This is a genomic window from Oceanospirillum beijerinckii DSM 7166 (assembly GCF_000422425.1).
GTDB lineage: Bacteria > Pseudomonadota > Gammaproteobacteria > Pseudomonadales > Halomonadaceae > Oceanospirillum > Oceanospirillum beijerinckii.
The window spans coordinates 85,915-106,516 of record NZ_AULT01000016.1 but is presented as its reverse complement, the minus strand read 5'-3'; the positions used below and the strand labels follow the sequence as shown (position 1 = coordinate 106,516).

General features: G+C 46.8%; 17 protein-coding genes and 1 riboswitch. Of the genes, 9 read left to right on the top strand and 8 right to left on the bottom strand.

The window, feature by feature from the left end; genetic code table 11:
• Window positions 1-66: 66 nt before the first annotated feature.
• Entirely contained in the window at window positions 67-1,050 is a 984-nt protein-coding gene (locus H579_RS0107290) for a DMT family transporter (RefSeq protein ID WP_028300130.1), read from the top strand.
• 190 nt (window positions 1,051-1,240) lie between these two features.
• Here H579_RS0107290 and H579_RS0107285 read toward each other — a convergent pair whose 3' ends face one another.
• Window positions 1,241-1,867: a hypothetical protein gene (locus H579_RS0107285; RefSeq protein WP_028300129.1), complete on the bottom strand. Its 627-nt coding sequence runs from the start codon at window positions 1,865-1,867 to the stop codon at window positions 1,241-1,243.
• A 529-nt stretch (window positions 1,868-2,396) separates the two neighbouring features.
• Between H579_RS0107285 and H579_RS0107280 the strand changes: the two genes are divergently transcribed.
• Complete coding sequence (locus H579_RS0107280) at window positions 2,397-3,098, top strand: glutathione binding-like protein (RefSeq protein ID WP_028300128.1); 702 nt, start codon at window positions 2,397-2,399, stop codon at window positions 3,096-3,098.
• A 73-nt stretch (window positions 3,099-3,171) separates the two neighbouring features.
• On the opposite strand, the gene H579_RS0107275 is transcribed toward H579_RS0107280, so the two are convergent.
• On the bottom strand, window positions 3,172-4,161 hold the full coding sequence (locus tag H579_RS0107275; protein ID WP_211224682.1) for a GlxA family transcriptional regulator: 990 nt from the start codon (window positions 4,159-4,161) through the stop codon (window positions 3,172-3,174).
• Window positions 4,162-4,404: 243 nt separating this feature from the next.
• Between H579_RS0107275 and H579_RS0107270 the strand changes: the two genes are divergently transcribed.
• Together H579_RS0107270 and H579_RS0107265 are read left to right on the top strand one after the other, a co-directional pair.
• A complete protein-coding gene (locus H579_RS0107270) occupies window positions 4,405-4,932 on the top strand; it encodes a cysteine hydrolase family protein (protein ID WP_028300126.1) in 528 nt (175 codons plus the stop codon).
• Window positions 4,933-5,273: 341 nt separating this feature from the next.
• Window positions 5,274-5,951, top strand: coding sequence for a hypothetical protein (locus H579_RS0107265; protein ID WP_157834570.1), 678 nt, complete (start codon window positions 5,274-5,276; stop codon window positions 5,949-5,951).
• 73 nt (window positions 5,952-6,024) lie between these two features.
• Here the strand turns inward: H579_RS0107265 and H579_RS0107260 are convergent, their stop codons facing one another.
• The 6 genes from H579_RS0107260 to H579_RS0107235 form a co-directional block, all read right to left on the bottom strand.
• On the bottom strand, window positions 6,025-6,630 hold the full coding sequence (locus tag H579_RS0107260) for a hypothetical protein (RefSeq protein WP_028300124.1): 606 nt from the start codon (window positions 6,628-6,630) through the stop codon (window positions 6,025-6,027).
• Between the two features lie 326 nt (window positions 6,631-6,956).
• Window positions 6,957-9,014 carry a YHYH protein gene (locus H579_RS0107255; RefSeq protein ID WP_084624006.1) on the bottom strand — a complete coding sequence of 686 codons (2,058 nt, stop codon included), beginning with the start codon at window positions 9,012-9,014 and terminating at the stop codon, window positions 6,957-6,959.
• Window positions 9,015-9,019: 5 nt separating this feature from the next.
• Complete coding sequence (locus H579_RS24655; protein ID WP_084624005.1) at window positions 9,020-9,997, bottom strand: ribose-phosphate pyrophosphokinase; 978 nt, start codon at window positions 9,995-9,997, stop codon at window positions 9,020-9,022.
• Entirely contained in the window at window positions 9,994-11,517 is a 1,524-nt protein-coding gene (locus H579_RS0107245; RefSeq protein WP_051227404.1) for a thymidine phosphorylase family protein, read from the bottom strand. Before H579_RS0107245 ends, H579_RS24655 begins: the two co-directional genes overlap by 4 nt.
• A gap of 104 nt (window positions 11,518-11,621) precedes the next feature.
• Entirely contained in the window at window positions 11,622-12,938 is a 1,317-nt protein-coding gene (locus H579_RS24650) for a sensor domain-containing phosphodiesterase (protein WP_051227403.1), read from the bottom strand.
• 281 nt (window positions 12,939-13,219) lie between these two features.
• On the bottom strand, window positions 13,220-15,187 hold the full coding sequence (locus tag H579_RS0107235) for a methyl-accepting chemotaxis protein (protein ID WP_028300121.1): 1,968 nt from the start codon (window positions 15,185-15,187) through the stop codon (window positions 13,220-13,222).
• A gap of 595 nt (window positions 15,188-15,782) precedes the next feature.
• On the opposite strand from H579_RS0107235, the gene purU reads away from it, so the two are divergent.
• From purU to H579_RS24645, 5 genes are all read left to right on the top strand, one after another.
• Window positions 15,783-16,637 carry a formyltetrahydrofolate deformylase gene (gene purU / locus H579_RS0107230; RefSeq protein WP_028300120.1) on the top strand — a complete coding sequence of 285 codons (855 nt, stop codon included), beginning with the start codon at window positions 15,783-15,785 and terminating at the stop codon, window positions 16,635-16,637.
• Between the two features lie 244 nt (window positions 16,638-16,881).
• Window positions 16,882-17,289: a CBS domain-containing protein gene (locus tag H579_RS0107225; protein ID WP_028300119.1), complete on the top strand. Its 408-nt coding sequence runs from the start codon at window positions 16,882-16,884 to the stop codon at window positions 17,287-17,289.
• Window positions 17,290-17,869: 580 nt separating this feature from the next.
• Window positions 17,870-18,541, top strand: a complete 672-nt coding sequence (locus H579_RS0107220) for an energy-coupling factor ABC transporter permease (protein ID WP_028300118.1) — start codon at window positions 17,870-17,872, stop codon at window positions 18,539-18,541.
• A 44-nt stretch (window positions 18,542-18,585) separates the two neighbouring features.
• Window positions 18,586-18,767, top strand: a riboswitch (yybP-ykoY riboswitch).
• Between the two features lie 11 nt (window positions 18,768-18,778).
• Window positions 18,779-19,363: a TMEM165/GDT1 family protein gene (locus H579_RS0107215; RefSeq protein WP_028300117.1), complete on the top strand. Its 585-nt coding sequence runs from the start codon at window positions 18,779-18,781 to the stop codon at window positions 19,361-19,363.
• 208 nt (window positions 19,364-19,571) lie between these two features.
• Window positions 19,572-20,579, top strand: coding sequence for a substrate-binding domain-containing protein (locus H579_RS24645; protein WP_084624010.1), 1,008 nt, complete (start codon window positions 19,572-19,574; stop codon window positions 20,577-20,579).
• Window positions 20,580-20,602 lie beyond the last annotated feature (23 nt).

The window sequence follows — 20,602 nt, the reverse complement described above, 5'->3', positions numbered from 1 at the left end:
TCTCACTTCTTCATTGAGCGGTGTCAGATTTGATCTGAACCAATACACTTAAGATAAGGAATAGGGATGTTAAAAGCCGCTCTGCTCACATGTTTAGCACTCACGGCACTGGCAGCCAACTCTGTATTGTGCCGATTAGCCCTGGGTGACGGCTCAGTTGACGCGATCAGCTTTACCCTGATCCGCCTAGGCTCAGGTATCGTGATGCTGTTATTAGTGGCTTGCTGGTTTCTAAAACGACAGACTTCTTCAGTTGACACATCTGTGACCGGTCCAGTTGTCATCGCTTCATCTGAAGCTTCGGCAAACCATCAGGCTGATAGCAACACATCGTCTGGTTCAAACAGCAACTTATTCGCCTTATTAAGTAGCAAAGGTAGCCTGAAAGCCGCCAGCATGCTATTTCTCTATGCCATCGCCTTCTCTATCGCCTACCTGGACCTGGATACCGGCACCGGCGCACTGATTCTATTTGGCGCGGTACAGCTGACTATGATTATTGTCGGTCTGCTCTCCGGTCAGAAACTACACACAATAGAGTGGGCGGGTGTGATTATCGCTTTTGTTGGTTTTATCTATCTGGTCTTACCGGGACTTACCACGCCATCTCTAATAGGCTTCATCCTTATGACTCTTGCAGGTATCGCCTGGGGCTTTTATACCCTGATGGGCCGGGGCTCTGAAAATCCTATGCTGGATACTGCTGCCAACTTCATGCGTACCTGGCCTATGCTGCTGGTGCTGACGTTATGGCTGCTATGGCAGGGTGCTGACATCAGTACACAAGGCTTTATGTTAGCGGTTACCTCTGGCGCGATCACCTCTGGCCTGGGCTACATTATCTGGTATGCAGTATTGAAATATTACTCCGCTACCCAAGCTGCTGTGCTCCAATTATCGGTACCTGTGATTGCTGCATTTGGTGGTGTGCTGTTTGTCGCAGAAGGTATCAGCCTAAATCTACTGTTATCGTCACTGATGATTCTGGGCGGTATCTTATTAGTCATTGGTGGCCGTTGGTATCTGGCAAGGAAAGCGGCAAGAGATTGATCTGTTACAGACTTTGGTGAGGCCTGAACCTCAGCGCGAATCTTGGGTGTTGTTGTCGCTTGTTTATGAAGCTTGTGTCCAACTTTATACTGCCGAATGACCATACTCAGAATATCTCTGGCAGCAAATAGAGGATAACTCTTTTTCGCGACCTGATCACCCGGGACCCGACATCGGATGTTAGTCCGGGTCAATCGCCTCTCATTACCGATCCGACATAAAACAGATTGCCCTGCTTAAAAGCATAAGCGGCGTTCTCGGGCATCTGTTTCATCATCTGCTTTTTCTCTTGGTTAAACCATTCAGGCACCTGCTGATTTTGGCTCACCAGGTCATAACGATTCATTACCAGACCTTTGCGGCTGTAGGTGCCATCCCGTTTCAGTTGGCGTTGGCCTTCGCTGAAGGCATCACCGGCTTTAAATAGGGTTTGTTCGCTGAGTTCGAGACCTTTTTCTTGCCATTTCTGTAGCTGTTGAAACCCACCGATAGCGGCAACCCCCAGGCGCAAGCGGGCTTCGTAGCCATCGGACTTTATGTAATCCAGCTCACCGGCGGCGGATTGTTGTTGCAGAATCTGCATGGCCATTTTAAAGCGGTGGCTATCTTCGCTCTGGCCTTCGACATAGAGGCTATGCTGCTGGCTCTGAAAACTCTCGTAACTAATCGATATACTATCATCGCGAACTTTAGGGACATCACTGCCTTGGTTCTTGTCTGTTTGGACAGCATTGCTCTCGCCCTTGTCTGCAGCGGGAGCCGCTGTAGATTGGGAATGGCGCATAAGGCCTGATGTATTAAATAGATCTGCGAGCATAGCTTATATCCGTAACCAAACTGACTTTGCAGCCCCTGTCTGCAAAATTAATCATTTATCCATCATCAATTAAGCATTTATTGTGCCTGTTTTGTTTTTTGTCAACATTTTCGTTGATCAGATGGCGATCTTCTTTTATCTAGCAGATTTTTACTGACCCAACCCTCTGTTTTACCGGTAGCTTAACTCGCTTTTAATATACTAAAAGGCGGAGCCTTGCCGAAAAAGAGGCAAGGGTTGTTGCTCCGTTTGCTGTGCCAGGGTAGCTGCTCCCCATAGAACAGTGTGCCTCGCTCAAAGACTAACCTTGCAGCTGATTCCTTTCAGCCCCCCGATAACAGTCTCATGATAGGCTCCCTGATATTCGAAATATGAATAAATATCATAAAATGATTTAATTTTTAGAATATCAAAACTTTCGCTACTATATTGCCTATTCTTTTTACAAATTAATGAACAAGGGCCTGAGCCGAAGTCGGCATCTATTGTCTAACCAAAACGAGCCACTTGTTTGAGGAAAAGGTATCCCATGATCGATCTTTATTACTGGACGACACCAAACGGCCACAAAATTACGCTATTTTTGGAAGAGGCGGGTTTAGAGTATAGCGTTAATCCGATCAATATCGGTAAGGGGGATCAGTTTGATCCTGAGTTTTTAAAGATTGCGCCCAATAATCGTATTCCAGCGATTGTTGATCATGTGCCAGCAGACGATGGGGAGCCAATCTCTCTGTTTGAGTCTGGTGCAATTCTGGAATATCTGGCAGATAAAACCGGTCAGTTCCTGAGTAAAGAAGCTCGTCAACGTTATGAAACCCTGCAATGGCTGTACTGGCAGATGGGAGGTTTAGGGCCGATGGCGGGTCAGAACCACCACTTTAGTCAATACGCCAATGAGAAGATCGATTACGCCATTAATCGTTATATCAACGAAACAGCGCGTTTATATGGTGTGCTGGATAAGCGTCTGGCGGATCGTACCTTTGTTTCCGGAGATGAATATACCATTGCGGATATGGCCTGTTACCCTTGGGTGGTGTCGCACAAGAAACAGTCGCAGGACCTGAATGACTTTCCTAACCTGAAGCGCTGGTTTGATACTATCTCTGAGCGCCCTGCCACGAAAAGAGCCTATGCCCTGGTGGATGAGGTTAATCCAACAACACGTCCCTATAGCGCTGAAGAAAAAGCACTCCTATTCGGCATCAAGCCCGAAGAGCAAGCTTAGTATTATTGGTAGTCGCCACGATAACTGACAATATTTCTTTATCCCTCAGTTCTAATACGGTTCAGCCTCTCGCTTAGTCTCCCTTAAAGGTCTGCCTCCAGGCTTTGGGAGACACGCCAAAAGCTTTGCGAAACTGCTGGCGCAGCGAGACCGGCGATCCGAAGCCTGCTAACTCAGCGATCTGTTCGATGGATTGATCTGTACTCTCCAATAGCCTTTGGCAAAAGGCCAGACGCTCATTAAGTAGCCATTGAGTGACGGTAGTGCCTGTCATTGCTTTAAAGTGTCGGGTAAAAGTACGACGGCTCATTAAGGCTTTTTCTGCCAACGAGTCCAGATCATGCGGCTGTTGCAAATTAGCCCTAACCCAGTCGATCAGTTCGGCCAACCTGGAATCCGAAGGCGTTGCCGGTAGCGGAAGATCGATAAACTGAGCTTGCCCTCCCTGTCGATGGGGCGGCATGACTAACAGCCTTGCAATACTATTAGCGGACTCTGCGCCATATTGCGCCCTGAGCATATGCAGACAGCAGTCGATTCCCGCCGTTGTACCTGCGGAGGTAATCAATTGCCCCAAATCGATATAGAGCACTTCTGCATTCAGCTCAATCTGGGGATAGCGCCTGGCAAAATCCTGCGCATAGGCCCAATGAGTCGTTGCGCTTAGACCATCCAGCAACCCAGCCTCAGCCAGTACATAGGCCCCTAAACACAAACCAACAATTTGAGCACCTCTGGCATGGGCTTGTTGCAGGGCGTCTAACAGTTCCTCTTCTGGTCGTTCGCCCGGGTTACGCCAGCTGGGTACGATGACGATATCCGCTTGCTGGATCGCCTCAATACCATAATCAAGATTTAGGCTAAAGCCTGCTGTCGTCGTTAATGGCCCTTTTTCTACACTGCACACTCTTAGATCAAAAGTGGGTAAGTGGGGCTTTTTATCACCAAAAACCACACAAGGTACGGAGAGGTGAAAAGGTGTGATCTGGTTAAATGCCACTACCGCGACAATAGGTAGCTTATTCTTAGTCAATTCTGAGTCACTGTAGACTTCTGGCTTCACTGTTGAATCCATTGCAGCATAAATAAGTTTAAATTGAATGATGTCAGCTTAGTTTGTAACAACAAGTCATATAAAAGCTTTTGGCCCAATAACAGCGCTTTTTGTCAATCAGGCCACTCACTGAGCTGACCTCCGATCAGCATAATAACTCCACGTTCAACGAAGGACTCGATCAAAGCAACACAGACTTCGCTTTGAAGACGCCTATTAAACCATTTGATCTGTTTTTGATTGGAGAAAAAGATGACTCACACCAATAAAACATTAATCGTAATTGACCTGCAAAATGACTACTTTCCTGATGGTCAATTCCCGCTGTGGAATACAGATACCGTGTTAAACAATATTAAGCAGGTCATGACAAAAGCCAATGAACTAAATATTCCTATTGTGCACGTTCAACATGTGGCGGATTCCAGTAAAGGTAAAGCACCTTTCTTTAATGAGGGCACGACGGGTGTAGCCATTCACAATGAGATAATGGCATTAGCACCAGATGCCCCTGTTGTTGTAAAGCATTTCGCAGACGGTTTTCTGCAAACTAATCTTGAACAGATTCTGCAGGAGATGGGTAGTGAAGAGCTGTTCATCTGCGGCATGATGACCCAAAATTGCGTAACCCATACAGCAATGTCTGATGATGCAAAAAAATATCAAGTGAATGTGCTGTCAGACTGCTGTACCACAGTGAATGAGATGATTCACCTAATCGCTCTAAATGCGATGGCGCCCAAAATTAATCTGTTGCCTTCAGCAGAAGCTCTGGCTTAACCCGGTTTCCCCTACTCTTGACGGGCTGCCTGATAAAATAAATCTGATCAGACAGCCTGATACACGGCATTGGCAATAATCCGTACACCTTGATCATTGATCAGGGCTTACCTCTCTTGCCATCAATATTCCATCACAAAGCTGATAACGGATACTTTTAGTTTGTCTCGGCAATGGCTTACCGCTCTGCCAGAAGAATATTGCCGTTTAAAGACCACCTCTCTGGAATATTTTCGCGTCAAGGCTGGCCTGAGCCCCCGTATTATCGGAATAACAGTTTCCTGGCACAGTTTTTTCATAACCCTATTCAACTTAGAGTAAGAACACTATGGAATAAAGCAATGTTAAGAATCAGCTCTTCGCAACTCGATACATCTATGCTTCACTCAACCAGCAATAGCCTGTTCAAGGCAACCAGCAACCGTAGTGTTGAGGAGGCGGGCTCTGCAGGTACAGCATCTGAAAATAAAAATGTCTCGCTTTCAGGCAGAGCTCTGAGTGTACAGAAGCTTAATCAGGAGTTTTTCTCTAATGGCACCCGAGGCTTCCAGATCACCTCTGACTTTGTTGCCAGACTTGAAGAGTACGGTTTAATCAACAGCACAGAAGCATCCCGTTTATCGCCGCTGATATCGCCCTTGTCTCGTTTTAAAAGCCAAGATGATAAAGGTGATCACAGCTCTCTGGATAAGGTCACTCAGTTTATTAACGACTTCCGCGACGAGTTAAAAGAAGAGAACCCTGAGAGCAGCCTGATCAATATCTTAAACAAAGCAGAAACCATCATTGATGACTTTGATGGCTCTCTGTCTGATACGACTAAAGCAGACATAAAATCGGTACTTGCAGAGCTAAACAGCTTTACTAAATCAGATGCCGCTGAAGGACTGTCGGAAGATAATAAAGAGTCGCTGAATCAGTTAGGGCTGACCTTAAGAATTGCAGACCGATTAAATCCATCAACTGTCACATCAGGTCGGGTTAATAGCTACCTGTCTGTGATGAATCGTTTTGCGTAATCTGAAATATATTTTGTCAGACTATGGCACTGGAGCCGGTGGCAATGTAAAAATAAAAACAAAAGCAAGCCGCCTATATCGCCTGTCGGTAATAACTGCTGTCCTTACCCGGTGAAATAGTTTGAGTTTGTGGTTTACTGTAAGTCACCAGGATTTTCCCTAAAGCCCGTGGAAATACCACCTGCAATGCAGATTGTTGCGCGGGATTATTATCACTGTTGATAAAGCCTGACAGCTCAGCTCTTAGATAATGTTTACGATCATCTCCGGTGTGTGTGTGATTGGCACTATTGTGCTTCGAAGACTGCTGTAATGCCTGCTCGGCCACCTCTGCCCGCACCAGCGCCTGTAAATCAGCCAGCGCAGGCAGTCTCAGGCGACGATTTTTTAGTGGATACTTGCCTGCCTGTACAGGAATCGGCTGTAACAGTTTAATAATGGCAGAGCGAAACTTCCCAAAAACCTGTTTATCTGCAGCCGCCAGATGCAATAAAGAAACAGGTTTCCCCGCCCAATCCATTTGTTGAAACAGATCATTAAGAGAAGTACGAATGGTGATCGTCAGATGATTATTGCGCCGAAGGGCGATCTCCGCCGTGGTCATGCGTAGGCCATGGGCCGTTGCCTCCAGGGAGATAAGCGACAGAATCAAGGTAAAAAATAAGATTAAACGTTTCATATTGGCGTGTACTTATTACTTGGATCAAAAAGCGATAAATCCTGAAACAGCAGTGACTCAACACAGTCGCAAGACAGAATCGGCTCGATAACTGCTTTGATACACACTGACACAAAAGTGTTTCGATATTCTTCGCCCACGGGCTGAAAATGAAGTCATCAGCTAAAGATAAACTTTTGCGTGGGCGCTTATAGCAGTTCGCAAAAGCGAGCATTTTCCAGTGTTGAGTCGGAAAATGCCCGGCGCTCTTGTTTAACTGTTTAACTGTTTAACTGTGTTTAACTGCTTGACCTTTGTTTGGCTTTGTTGATTTTTAGACGAATCCGTTAACGGCAATGAGTCGTCACTGTATCACCACTGCCATCTGTTTGAGTGGCATCAATACGATAGCGGAAGGTGTAACAATCCAACCCGGCCTGATAACCCTCTTCACCTTCTTCCAACAATCGGTAGATCAGCTGAGCGGTATTCTCCTGAGGGATATTCTTATTTTCAGGCTTGGGTTCTGCCGTTACAAACTGCCACGTTTTACTATTAAAGGTCATGGTATCGTAATCGGTTAATGTCACCTCTGTGCCAAAGGTGAAATCATCCAGACGGTTACCACCCTGGAAGTGCCTTGGGCCATCAATACTGCCACTTTGAGAAGCTTGCGCACGATAACAGCCAATGGTGTAAGGCGCGGCTGCTGTGGTGTAGTAAACGTACTCACTGCCATCACCATGCAGGTCATAGGCATTACACTCATCCAAACTGGCAGAACCATTTTGCACCGCTTGTGGCAGGTAGTTCAGATGGGTATAACGACCGCTGCCATAGTCAGTACCCTCAGTTGTCATCTGGCCCCCACCAGTACCGTAGTACAGGGGAATACCATCAAACATCCAGGCAATGGGTTGGGATGGGTTATGAGTATCCATCATACAGACAGGGGCCATATGATAGTGGTAGTCCTCACCGTTACCGGCATGTGCACCACATTGATCAACCTCTCCTAGCAAAATGGTATCTCTGTCGCTGTAATCCTGACCCAGCTGGGCGATCTCATCGGGCTCATTCTCTTTGGCATAGTGCAGAATGGGAATACCATCAACCGCAATACCAATGGGATGATGGATATTAATATTGCTTGTCGGTTGCGACAGATAAACCGGATTCATTGGTACGGACCAGGAAACATCATCCCTCAGTGGTACACGGCCAATCCAAGCCTGAATGCCCACATTCTCTTTATCGTTATTCAGCAAAGAGCGTTCTGGCAAACTGGTTGCGGCACTGACCACCATCTCAGAACTGGAACAGCTGATACTGATCAGATGGTTATAATCTGATGCAGCGGCCTGCTTTTCTTCACAGGTAGAAGGTACGCTGGTCGGTACGTGATCATCGTTTGCCGGATTATAGCGAATACGACTGACTTTAAGCTCTTTTGTTGCCAGCGTACTGCCGCTGGCAGCAGTAAAGAAGGTTTGCAGGTCTGTGCTTGAGCCTGTCAGCCCCAGGCCACCTGGCGGTGTCGATAGCGCATGCAGGGTAATAATATATTCATTATCCCCGGTGCCTTTTGAGCAGGGCGCAGAAAAACTTTGTTGATCATTAACGCTGTTGGTGCCTAAAACACCAATATCCGTTTCAGCCTCTTCCATCTCAGTTTCTGTCGCCTGAATATCATAGAGCACCAGATAGGAATGAGCACCAGAGATATCTGTATCATCAGGGTTAGGGAAGTGATGCATTGTCAGTGCCAAAGACTGGGTACCTGCGGGTACACCACTCCACTGCAGTGGAATCATACGGCCATTATCAGCGCCATCACAGGTTGCGCTCATAGGTAAAATAGCGGCAGACTTCAGAGCAGGACTACTTAATGTCAAATTATTCTCGACAGGATCTGCAGGCGGCGGCTCGATTTCCGATGCCCCATCCGTATTTAGCGTAGCGCTACCGCCATCAGCAACCCCTGAAGAGGGCACTGCCACACTGAGAATATTGCTAACAAAGCTACTATAATCATAGCTATTGCCACTCTGGCCACTTAAAGGATCACCACCGATCATATAACTCATACTGCTGGCACCCAGTACAGTCACTACGGCCCCGTTACTCAGCGTCAGTTCTAAACTGTCGGAAGCAATTCTGGAACTGGAAACCTCTAAGCCTGCAGTCAATTGAATAACATTACTGCCTTGAGTATCGGAAACAGTGATGCTGGCATTGACATCAACCAGATTAGGCGAGAACACATAAGTATCATCACCAGCACCTTTACCTGTTATACCCCGTTGCACAAAGGTAGTATCGTTGCTGGCAATGGCCTGACCTATCGATAAAGACAAGGCACATGCGGCAAAAGCAGATGGAATCATTCGATTTAAAAAAGTCATATGAGCTACTCTGTTTCCTTACTAATGGGCATCCTAATTCCCAATGGCCTGAATTCTATGATGCCTTGATCGACAGCACACCAATCCAGATAGTGCTTAATAGCACGGGACAATGCAGGAGCCATATCGATACCATTACTGACATGATTAACAGTATTACAGGTGACGACCTGAGCCGTATGAGATTGCTGCATCTGACGATAAGCACTGCCGGCAAATAAACCATGGGTGCCAATACAAGTCACCGGTGGCATATCCGCTTTATGCAGATGCTGAATAGTTTCTAACATGGTATGACCGCTGGAGATAATATCATCCACTAATACAGGATTATGCTGCCGATATTTCCCCACATGAGGTAAAGAGACTTTGACATCTCTATCACCAAAGCGCTCTTTCAACAGAATTTCAAAAGGCGCATCGGCCATACGGGCCACCTCTGCCACCCATTGTTCGCTCTCGATATCCGGGCCTATCAACAACGGCCGTTCAATATGCTGTTTAATCCAAAGCGCGACACTTTCTGACGAAGCCACTACGGTACTCGGAATGCTATAAATCTCATCCAGACTGTGGTAACGATGCAGATGTGGGTCAACGGTCACCAGCACGTCAAAACTATTGGAGATCAAGGCTGCAAAGTGTCGTGAGGTCACACTTTCACCGGGGTGGAAGCGCTTATCCTGCCGCATATAAGCCAAGTAAGGCGCAACCAGGATCACCTGTTTAGCCCCCATCTCCTTTAATGTTTCTGCCAAGTAGATCATCGGCAAAAACTTTTCATTCGGTTGATAGAGTGTACACAACACAATGGCATTCCGGCCGTTTGCTTCGCTTTGCACCTGCAAATAGCTCTCGCCATCCGGAAATTGACGTTGACTGAGCTGGCCTTCTTCCGCCTGAAGCAACTCGCATAGACTGTTTGCCAGGCTGCTGCCATCATTAAGATCAAAAAGTAAGGGGGTATTCACTGTATTTGTCATGGGCATATCTTAATAATTTCTGCACGATCCGTTAAAAACTCAATGGCATAATTCAACGCACCAGGGCTTTCCGCATGAATCGCCAGTAGCGGTTCTCCATGCTCAACAGACTGTCCCAGCTTCACCTCTAAGGTAACACCTGCTGCCAGATCTTCCGGTGCACCAGCCAATTTGGCCAGTTTTGCCAGGTTCCGATTATCAATACCACTGACAACCCCTGACTCAGGGCTGCTCCATATATATTGATAGTGTGCCACTGGCGGCTGTTTAAAACCGCCTTGAACTTCACAAATTTGATAAAACTTATCCCAGGCTTTGCCATTTTTAAGGGTCTGTTCTGCCATAACGTAGCCCTGACCGGCTTCAGCCAGCTCTGCCATCTCCAACAAACGTCCTGCCAGTAAAAGCGATCTGTCTCTTAAATCACTGGGCGCATCAGTCTCATCTTTTAACACCTTGATGATATCCAGTGCTTCAAGAGCCGGACCGATACCACGGCCCACCGGCTGACTACCATCGGTACAAATCACTTCTACGGTCAGGCCTAAAGCCTTACCCGTTTCCACCAGTAACTGTGTCAATGTTTGCGCCGCTTCCTGAGAACGGACCTTAGCAGTTGGCCCTATGGGAATGTCAATCAACACATGACTGGAGCCTGCGGCAATTTTTTTCGACAGCACGGAAGCCACCATCTGCCCCTCACTGTCCAGATCCAACTCTCGCTCTGCACGGATCAGAATGTCATCGGCAGGGCTTAAGTGCACCGAACCTCCCCAGGCTAGACAACCACCTTCCTGATTAACCACCTGCTGTAATACAGACAGCTCCAGCTCAACCTCTGTCATGGTACTCATGGTATCAGCAGTACCTGCTGGCGAGGTGATCGCCCGGGAAGAGGTCTTAGGCATCACAGCACCGCATGAGGTCAGAATGCTGACCACTATGGGCGCGGTTCTATTGCCGGGCAAACCACCCACACAGTGTTTATCTACTACCCGGGGCTGTTGCCAGTCCAATCGATCACCCGCTTCAAGCATGGCTCGTGTCAGACTGATAATCTCTTGTTGGGACAGGTTGTCACCGGCGCAGGCGGTGATGAAGGTTGCCAGGTGCACGTCAGCATAATGACCCGCCACAATATCCTGAATAATGCTGTTCATTTGATCTTGCGTCAGCTCATGGCCGTATACCTTATGGCGCAGGTGGCTCAGTGACTCAATGGGCTTGGGATGACAAACATGAACGATACACTGCTCGGCAGACTTGAGGCTTACAAAAGCGGACTCCGATAAACCGATCTCGCCCGGTGCCAGAATATCACTGTCAACAATATGCAAGGTGGCAATAATGGTATGGTTATCGGTACCGACCTGTACCCGAGATGCGGTGGCGAACCCCTCTGCCCGACAAACATGACTGTTACGACGAAGGTAAACTGTAGGCTCTTGATGGGTATCAATTCCCAATCGTTTGATCACCAGTGGAAAAGGTTGGCTCTCAGTATCAAAAGTTGCCGTCATATCAAGCTCATTTAGCCAAAATAAACCTCTATCTTAGTCTGGGTGCTCTAGCTAAACAATGACTTATATCCTGGGGATGACTAAGCGGCTATGCCTGATCAGCTTTACTCAAAATGCATAATCAGCTGACCCTGTTGCAAGAGATTACCGGCAGCATCAACACTTTGGGAGTCCACATCACAACACAATACCAGCGTTTGATTACCGATATTAAAAGCCATTGAGAAAGTCACATCAATACTCGCATCGGGCAGAGCTAAATAAGGGCGTGAGATATACACTCGCCCTGGGGCTTCTATCGCCCGCTGGAAATATTTGCGTCGAGCCCAGTTAGCACCTTGAGCCTGTTTTAATGGGTGATAATGATTGGTGCTAACGCTGTGTTCTGATGATATTGTGTGAGTGACTTGATAGCCCTCTTCATTGAGCAGAAAGATACGACGACACCCCAGCTGTTTGATCAGTGCCTGACAGCTGTCTTCAAAAGAGTGGCCCAGCTTGATTAAATCAGCGCAAGCCGTCAGCATCGACTCAAACGTCACCAATTGGGAATGAAATACCTGACGCCCGGATTTTTGCTGCTTAGCATATTGATGATGCAAACGGGATATCTGCATCGGTAAATCGGGGCGATCCGCTCCGGTTAAACTGGGACGGGCAAAAAAGTAACCCTGCACCATATCTGCTTCGGTATCCATCGCCAGCAGGGCTTCCTCTTCGTTTTCTACCCCTTCAATTAAAACCAAAGACTCCGTTTCACGCAGCAGGCTGACCAGGCGGGGAAATATGCGCCGTGCCCGAGGTTGCTGCTGGGCGTTACGAATCATAGAGCGATCTAACTTTACGATATTGGGATTGATCTTCCAGATACGATCAAAATTGGATTGCCCTGTGCCAAAGTCATCAATGGCGACCAAAAATCCAGCCTGACGGAACTCCTGAACAAACTCGGCCAGTAACATCTCATCGTGTACTGCATCTTCCAGGATTTCCAATACAATCTGTTGCGGTTGGAAACCGTGCAGAGCCAGGGTGCGCTTCACCTGCTGTGCATCCATATTGCTCTTGCGAATCTCTTCCCCGCGAATATTGAGGAATAACCAGCAACCATCGGAATCCAGCAAGTTAAAGTTCAGGAGATGCAAAGCACGACTTAACCGGTCCAGTCGAGTAACAGAGACACTGCTATGGCACTGGCCAAAAAGATCCAGGGGAGAACAGGGTGTACCATTTTTTGACGGGCGCATTAACGCCTCATAGCCCACCACTCTTTGGTGAGTCAGAGAGATAATGGGTTGATAGTGACTATCCAGGGAATAACCGTCGAAGCTACCCTGAAAACGCTGTTTAAAGTAGCGCACCTGCTGAGGGTGCACACCCATCTCTCTTAGTCGATCTGGAATCAGTAAATGTGGTGCCATAAGATCTTTCTGCTGTGGTCCTAATACTTGTAAATGCAGGAAACAGGCCAAGCATGTATTACGAAGCATTTATCCTAATAATTCATGAGGTTAGGTGCATAATGTTGCGCTTTGTTACAAAGACATTGCATATAAGAGGAGTGAGCGCCACAAATAAGTGCACGCTTTTTGACAGGATGCTCATTTATGGTGCATTTTCTGAACCATAAGAGATATGTCTACAAGAAGACAAGTCAGAGAACATGCTCAGACCTGCCTCCGGGCTTAATTAACTGAATCTACTAAAGTTTAAACTTAGACACTAACGCCTGTAATTCATCCGCAGTGGACTTGATGCTTTGGCTTGAAGAGACAGTTTCTGTCACCGCGTGCGCGCTTTGCTCTGCAATGGTGCGCACACTGGTGCTACTTTGGTTAATCTCTTCCGCAACCTTACTTTGCTGCTCTGCGGCACTGGCGATTTGAATACTCATATCGTTAATCGTCGCTATAGCTGATGTGATCCCTTCCAGAGTCTGTTGTACATCCTGAGTCAGACTCAGGCTGGTATCAGCAATCTGCCTGCCCTCCTGCATCGCTTCAAGCACTTCATTAGCGCCTTCCTGCAAACGTGCGATCAGCTGGTGAATTTCGCCGGTGGACTGGCGGGTGCGTTGTGCCAGCGAGCGCACTTCATCAGCTACCACAGCAAAACCACGCCCCTGATCGCCAGCCCGTGCGGCTTCAATCGCTGCATTCAGTGCCAGTAGATTGGTTTGTTCGGCAATATCCTGAATCACATCAATAATACTGCCAATATTCTGAGTTTCCTGCTGCACACTTTCCAGACGCTGTTCTGTCTGACTCACACTCATATGCAGATTCTGAATATTGTTCAGGGTACGGCCAACAATTCGGTAGCCATCATCCGCCTTACGACGGGCTTCCTCTGTCGCTCCTGCAGTGTGTTGAGTGTTATCGGCAACTTCGACGGCGCTATTGGTCATCTCATTGACAGCACTGGCAACCTGATCCGTTTCCAACAGTTGCTGCTGTGTACCATTCATTGCCTGAGTGGTTAACGCCGACAGCTGAACAGATGCGCTGCTCATGTTATTACTGGCACTGGAGATCAATCCCAACATGTTTTTCAGGCTCACGCCGGTTTGATACAAGGTTTCCTGCAGATGTCCGATCTCATCTTTACTGAATGTCTCTTTTTTCAGACGCAGATCACCTTTAGCAATCTGTTCAGCCACTTTAACCGCTTTACGCAGGCGGAAGGTGATCTGACGTCCGATCGTAATGGCAGACACGGTGCCAACCAACAGCGCAACCACGGACATAATGCCCATCAGGTTTTTAGCATCTTCATTGCCACTTTGCAGGCGGGGTCCCAGATGCTCCTGGTCAGCAATCACAGAGAGTTTGACCTGCTCAATGTTCTCCGCAATGGCTGGCCCCGCTTTCTCTAACACGTTTTCAGCTAATGACGCCTGTTGGCGCATCGCCTTAAAGGTATCGTCCATGGCAACTAAATAAGTTTGACGCAGCTGAGAGAAACGTTCCAGCTCTGCTAAATATTGAGGGCTAAGGCCCAACTGGTGCAGGAGTACCAGATCATTGTCCAGCACCTCGGTGAGTTGCTTGCGTGCGGTCTGGTAATCGTTCACGTCATGAGTATCAAAGTATTTCAGCAGATAGAAACGTCCCAGGATCAGGCTTTCCTGTAAGTTGCCGGAGTAATGGCTCAGTCGGGTTAAGCCATTATCATAGCTGTACTGGCGAAGCCCGGTCACTATCTTGCGCATTTCAGGGCCCTTTATAACCAGCACCTGATTGACCCTGTCGTTGCGAATCTTGATCTGTTCCGCAATTTGGTTGGCTGCACGCTCATACTCTTCTACCAGTTGCAGTATTTCTCGGATCAGGGCAGCGCGTTCAGGTTTCTGAATCTCCTGTTGCGCTTCTCGTAGATAGCCTTTCATTGTTTCCAGGCGGATCTGATAACGGTTTAACGTTTCTGGATTGTTTTTGATCAGATAGCTTTTAAGCTCGGTTTGCATAAAGAGCAAGTTGGCCTGTAGACGACCGGCCAGATTGCTGTCACGGGCCAACTCCCGGTACTGATCAAAACCCAGATCAGAGCGGGAAAGTCCCTTATACCCCGTAAAAGAGGTGATGAGTAATAACGATAGAATTAAGCCAAAGCTGAGCATCAGTTTCCGGCTGATACGGAGATTGTTAAAGGTGTCATTTATTCCGGCCATGGTATCAATTTCTCGCGATTATTTATGAAATTGTGATGGCAGCGAGTCTTCACCTGTTTCATTGTTATTAGACGGTTGGATTGCGGACTGGCTGAGGTTATCTGGTTAAGTGTTTTATTTTTGTCAGGTTTTGGAGATATATTGTTTTTTATGATACTAATTATCAAGTGAGAATTGCTAATGCACTATTATTAAATAAGTGAAAAATCCTTTCATATTGTGCAGCTTTTGAGTTTATCCAATAGGAAAGGCTCTCGTGTCAGTGAAATAAGAGAGACTCATACAGGTTTGGCTATCGGACAGATAACAACGGTATGTCCAATAGCTCTGCAGCCATGTTGAAGCTCGCATTCAGCTTTGCGCTTAATCGGGGCATAAATGAGTGCAACATAAGAGGAATGATGTAGAATCAAGCGCTTACTTTGGTTTATAAAATCAAAAATTAGACGATCTCTAGGTAAGCTCTGCCCCCTGCGGATGTCCCCCTATTAATAAGTAGGTAACAGACGTGAGGTTTGGCCATTAAACAAGCATTTAATGGTCTGAAGGCAGATCTTTCCCAGTCATATAGTAAAGCTTAGGTTAAATAGCAGATATGGAACGGACATATACTCTGGTAATCTCGTGCCCGGATCGGGTAGGCATTGTGGCAAAAGTCAGTAATTTTCTGGCGATGTATGGCGGCTGGATTACAGAAGCCAATCACCACTCAGACCTGCCGTCTGACTGGTTCTTTATGCGTCATGAAATTCGTGCAGACTCTCTGCCATTCGGCTTGGATGAGTTCCGTACTGCTTTCTCGCCCATTGCACGCGAGTTTGAGATGGATTGGTATATCTGCGACTCAGATGTGAAAAAGCGTGTCGTGCTGATGGCAAGTAAAGAGTCTCACTGCCTGGCGGACTTGTTGAACCGCTGGCAGAGCGGTGAACTGGACTGTGATATTCCTTGCGTGATTTCCAATCACGAAGATTTCCGTGAGCTGGTAGAGTGGCATAATATTCCTTACCACTATGTACCCGTTGATAAGAACAACAAACAGCCATCCTTTGATCGCGTAGAACAGATTGTAGAGGAAGCTAACGCAGACTGCGTGGTGCTGGCGCGCCATATGCAGATTTTGCCACCTAACTTGTGTGAGAAATACGCAGGTCGTGTGATAAATATTCACCATAGCTTCCTGCCTTCTTTTGCCGGTGCCAAGCCATATCATCAGGCTCATGTGCGGGGCGTTAAACTGATCGGCGCTACCTGTCACTATGTCACAGAAGAACTGGATGCGGGCCCTATCATTGATCAGGATATTCACCGTGTGAATCATCGCCATACCATCGAAGATATGGTGCGTTTGGGCAAAGACGTTGAGAAAACTGTTCTGGCCCGAGGTTTACGCTGGCATCTGGAAGACCGCGTGTTAGTTCATGGCAATAAGACCGTCGTGTTTAACTAACCCCCATCTCGCTTTATTCTTGCTGTGCTCTGTTACTGATCCATTCGGCGATGTTCAGAAGCACAGCATCCCGCCTTTTGTGATCTTGTTCACGCTCAGTCATTTTCTCTCTTGTTGCCGTAATCTTTTTCCTTCAATGATGACAAATAGTACTGGAAATCTCTCCGCTGTGTTCTTTACTTTAACTTAGAGGTGCAGCACAGAACAGCGTACTGCTTCCCATAAAAAGCAAGGAGATATGACTATGCTTAAGTCAGTAAAAGTCAGTGATTATCTACCAGATCGGTTAATAAAATTCACTCCGGATATGAATATATTCAGGGCAGTTGATCAGATGCTTGAGTATAAAATATCAGGCGCGCCTGTGGTTGATAGTACAGGCAAATTGGTGGGGATTCTTTCGCAACGGGATTGCCTGCAAAATGTGATTGAAGGCAGTTTCTATGATGATTCTGCCGTCACTGTGGCTCATTACATGACCAAAGAGGTGGACACTATACGCACCGACGATGATGTAGTCTCTGTAGCGCAAAAGATGATTCGTAATAATCGACGCCGTTTTCCGGTGATGGATGATGCCGGTCACCTGGTAGGCATGATCACCTTGGCAGAGATTTTACGTGTAGTGCGTGATTTTGCTGAGCACCGCTAATAGCGGGTATCAGGAAAAGGGCGTGAGTCATGCCAGTATCATTTTTCCAGTGACGTAATTGCTGTAGCAGTAATGTTAGGCTGTCTCATTAAGTCTGTCATTATTTGAAATGACTTAAGCTAATAAAAGTGATAGTAGGGTCTATGTTGTAGGACATATCCTACATTGATCAAGGGTAATCACTTCTGTTGTGTACAAGGGCTTTATCTTACTATTAAGTCTCTCGGGGAAATGTAGAAAAGCGCAATGGATGCGAGCCAATGGAATTGGCTGTTGTCGAATAATGAAGGCCTCCAAGGATTGGGGGCTTTTTTTTGCCTGCAATTTGCCTGTGCTACTGCTTCTCTCAATATTCATCCCTCCTTAATCCTACAACAAATCAGTAGATCGCTCCCATTCAACGATCTATGTGTGCTTTGTCTAGAGCCGCTCTTTTATCGTATAAAGCTTGTCAGGACTCAATTTTTCCAGCCATCACTTTGTTAGCGTATGGCCTATCTTGAAATATTCTTCTTAAGTGGTGTTGAGCTCTTGGCCAGATAAGAGTAAAAACAGCTGCATTTTTAGTAGGTTAAACAATATGAACTTTATTTCATCCAGCATTGATGGACCTTGGGTGTGGGTGGCCAATGTTATTTATCTGGTCGCCATCGTATTGGCCTTTAGATTGGCCAACTGGAAAGAACTGTTCAAGGAACCCACCTTTCAGCATGTCTATCTCGGGGCCACTGTATTTGTGGCCCTGTTATGGCAGATGAAGGCGGACCTCACCACATTGGTGTGCATCCACTTCTTGATGTCGACCACCCTGACGGTGATGTTCCGCTGGCCGCTGGCGATGATTGCCAGCAGTTTAGCGCTGGCAGGGCTGTGTTGGACAGGAAAAACCCCGTGGCATCTGTTTGGGGCTAATGCGCTGACAACAGCCGTTGCCCCTGTAGTCGTCAGTCATGTCCTATTTCATCTGGCCGATAAAAAATTACCAGATAACTTTTTTGCCTTGTTTTTTATCGGTGGTTTCTTCACCAGTGGTGTGGCAGCATTCTCATCCGGTTTAACCCTGATGACCGGTTTATGGCTGGGCTCAAGCAGCTGGGATTTCCACCGTATTGTTGGTGAATACCTGCTATTTCTCCCTATGATTTTAGGGCCTGAGGCGGTGATCAACGGCATGATACTCAGTTCTTTGATGGTGTTTAAACCAGACTGGGTAAAAAACTTCGACTACCATCGTTATTTTGATAACAAATGATGCTGACTCCCCCCACGACATTTTGCTATAATCCGGGCCGTCCGGGGGAGTAGTCGCTCTTACGAGGTTTGTATCAACATAGTTGGTCCTCAATGACCATGGTACAAACAGCCCTTCTTTAGTCGTCCAGCAATCTGGATGGGCCTGACGAGACCTGTGACATATTACTCTAAGCCGGGCCGGTGGGGAGTAGTGTGTCATGGTTTCTGATATTTACCGGCCCAGTAGGATTTTTAAATGGATGCATTTCTTTTTTCGACTTTTTCTGTTGCCCTAGCTGAGATCGGCGACAAGACTCAGCTACTCTCTTTTCTATTGATTTCCCGTTTTCGCAAACCCTGGCCAATAATATGGGCTATCTTGATTGCAACACTGGCAAATCATGGCATCGCTGCCTGGTTAGGTGCTGTGGCCGCAGACTGGTTACAAGGAGAATGGTTGATATGGGTTGTTGCACTCTCCTTTATTGCCGTGGGTCTCTGGATTTTAATTCCCGATAAAATGGAAGATGAAGGCGAAAGTACTTTAAGTAAATACGGTGCTTTTGTCGCGACTCTGGTGCTGTTTTTTATCGCTGAAATTGGTGATAAAACCCAGGTCGCAACTGTGATCCTTGGTGCTCAATTTGACAGCCTGTTCTGGGTTGTTATGGGAACCACGCTGGGCATGATGCTGGCCAATGTACCTGTTGTGGTGATTGGTCATCTGGCAGTAGATAAGCTACCGTTAAAGTGGATTCGAATCGGGGCCAGCAGTGTTTTTATCATTTTGGGGATATGGGTGCTACTGAGCGACAGCGCTGTTCTGACACAGGGTCTATAAGCTAAAAGCTGTAGCGACCGCTAAAAGAATCATCTGAGGCAGTATGGTGTGTCAACCTGAAGTGCCTCCTTTTTAAACTTAAGAACGCGCAAACTAAAAAAAGCGGATGTCTCAGGCATGCGCTTTTTTTATAGCCAAAATAAGCGCCTATAATGATTAAAGCAGGCATCGAATTGATTGAATTAATCGGATGATTGAAAGTAATCGCATGAAAAAAATCAAAACTTTAGTTATTACGCTACTTGGGGTGTTCCTTGCCTACTCTTCAGTATTCGCTCAATTTAAGGTGGCAGTGGTAGGTAAGACCAAAAACGACAGCTTTTATATGCAGGCATTTGATGGCTGTCTGCAGTTTGCCGCTACCGTTGATGACCTGACCTGTATATACGATGGCCCCGCAGACTATCAGGACCCTCGCAGTCAGGTCCGTGTTGTTGAACACTTACTGGAGCAGGATGTCGATGGCATTCTAATCGCTACCACCAATTCTGACTTTCTGGTGGAGCGTATGCTAAAGCTTACCGATAAAGTCAATATCCCGGTGATTACCTTTGATTCAGACCTGTTACCGGAACATCAGCGCTATCGTTTAGCCTATGTTGGCACCAATAATTTTGATTTTGGCGTAGCATTGGGAGAGTATGCGAAACGCTATAAAAAAAATGATCAAACCGAGATCTGTATTCAGTCTGGAAGTGACTCTACACCTAACTTGAACGATCGTATCCGTGGCGTGCGTTTTGCTCTATCGGGAGACTATTCCAATGAAAGATTAACCGGGCAGTCCGGCTGGATAGAGCATTCCCGCTGCCCGTTCTACACCTTAGGCAAAAGAGATAATGCCCTGAAACAACTGAAGTTTATCCTTTCGCAAGAGTCTCCACCTCTGTTTTTAGCGGTAGCGGGCTTTGCTCAATTTTCACCAGACTATATAGCTGAGATCATGCAGTATCAACAACAGATCAGATCCGGTAAACATGTTGTGATCTCCGCCGATGCTGAAGCGATACAGCTTGAAGCACTAAAGCTTAATCTCTCAACGGTGAATATAGGCCAACGCCCTCAGGAAATGGGGCGCTACAGCGCTGAACTCATGTACGACGTACTCAAACATAATAAGATGCCAGAGCAGCAAATTAATTATCTGGGTTTCTATTATTGTACAGCTGAAGGGCAGGTAAACTGTTCAACTTCTGATTCTGCGCTCTCTCGCTGAACGAATTTACCTGATTATGACCC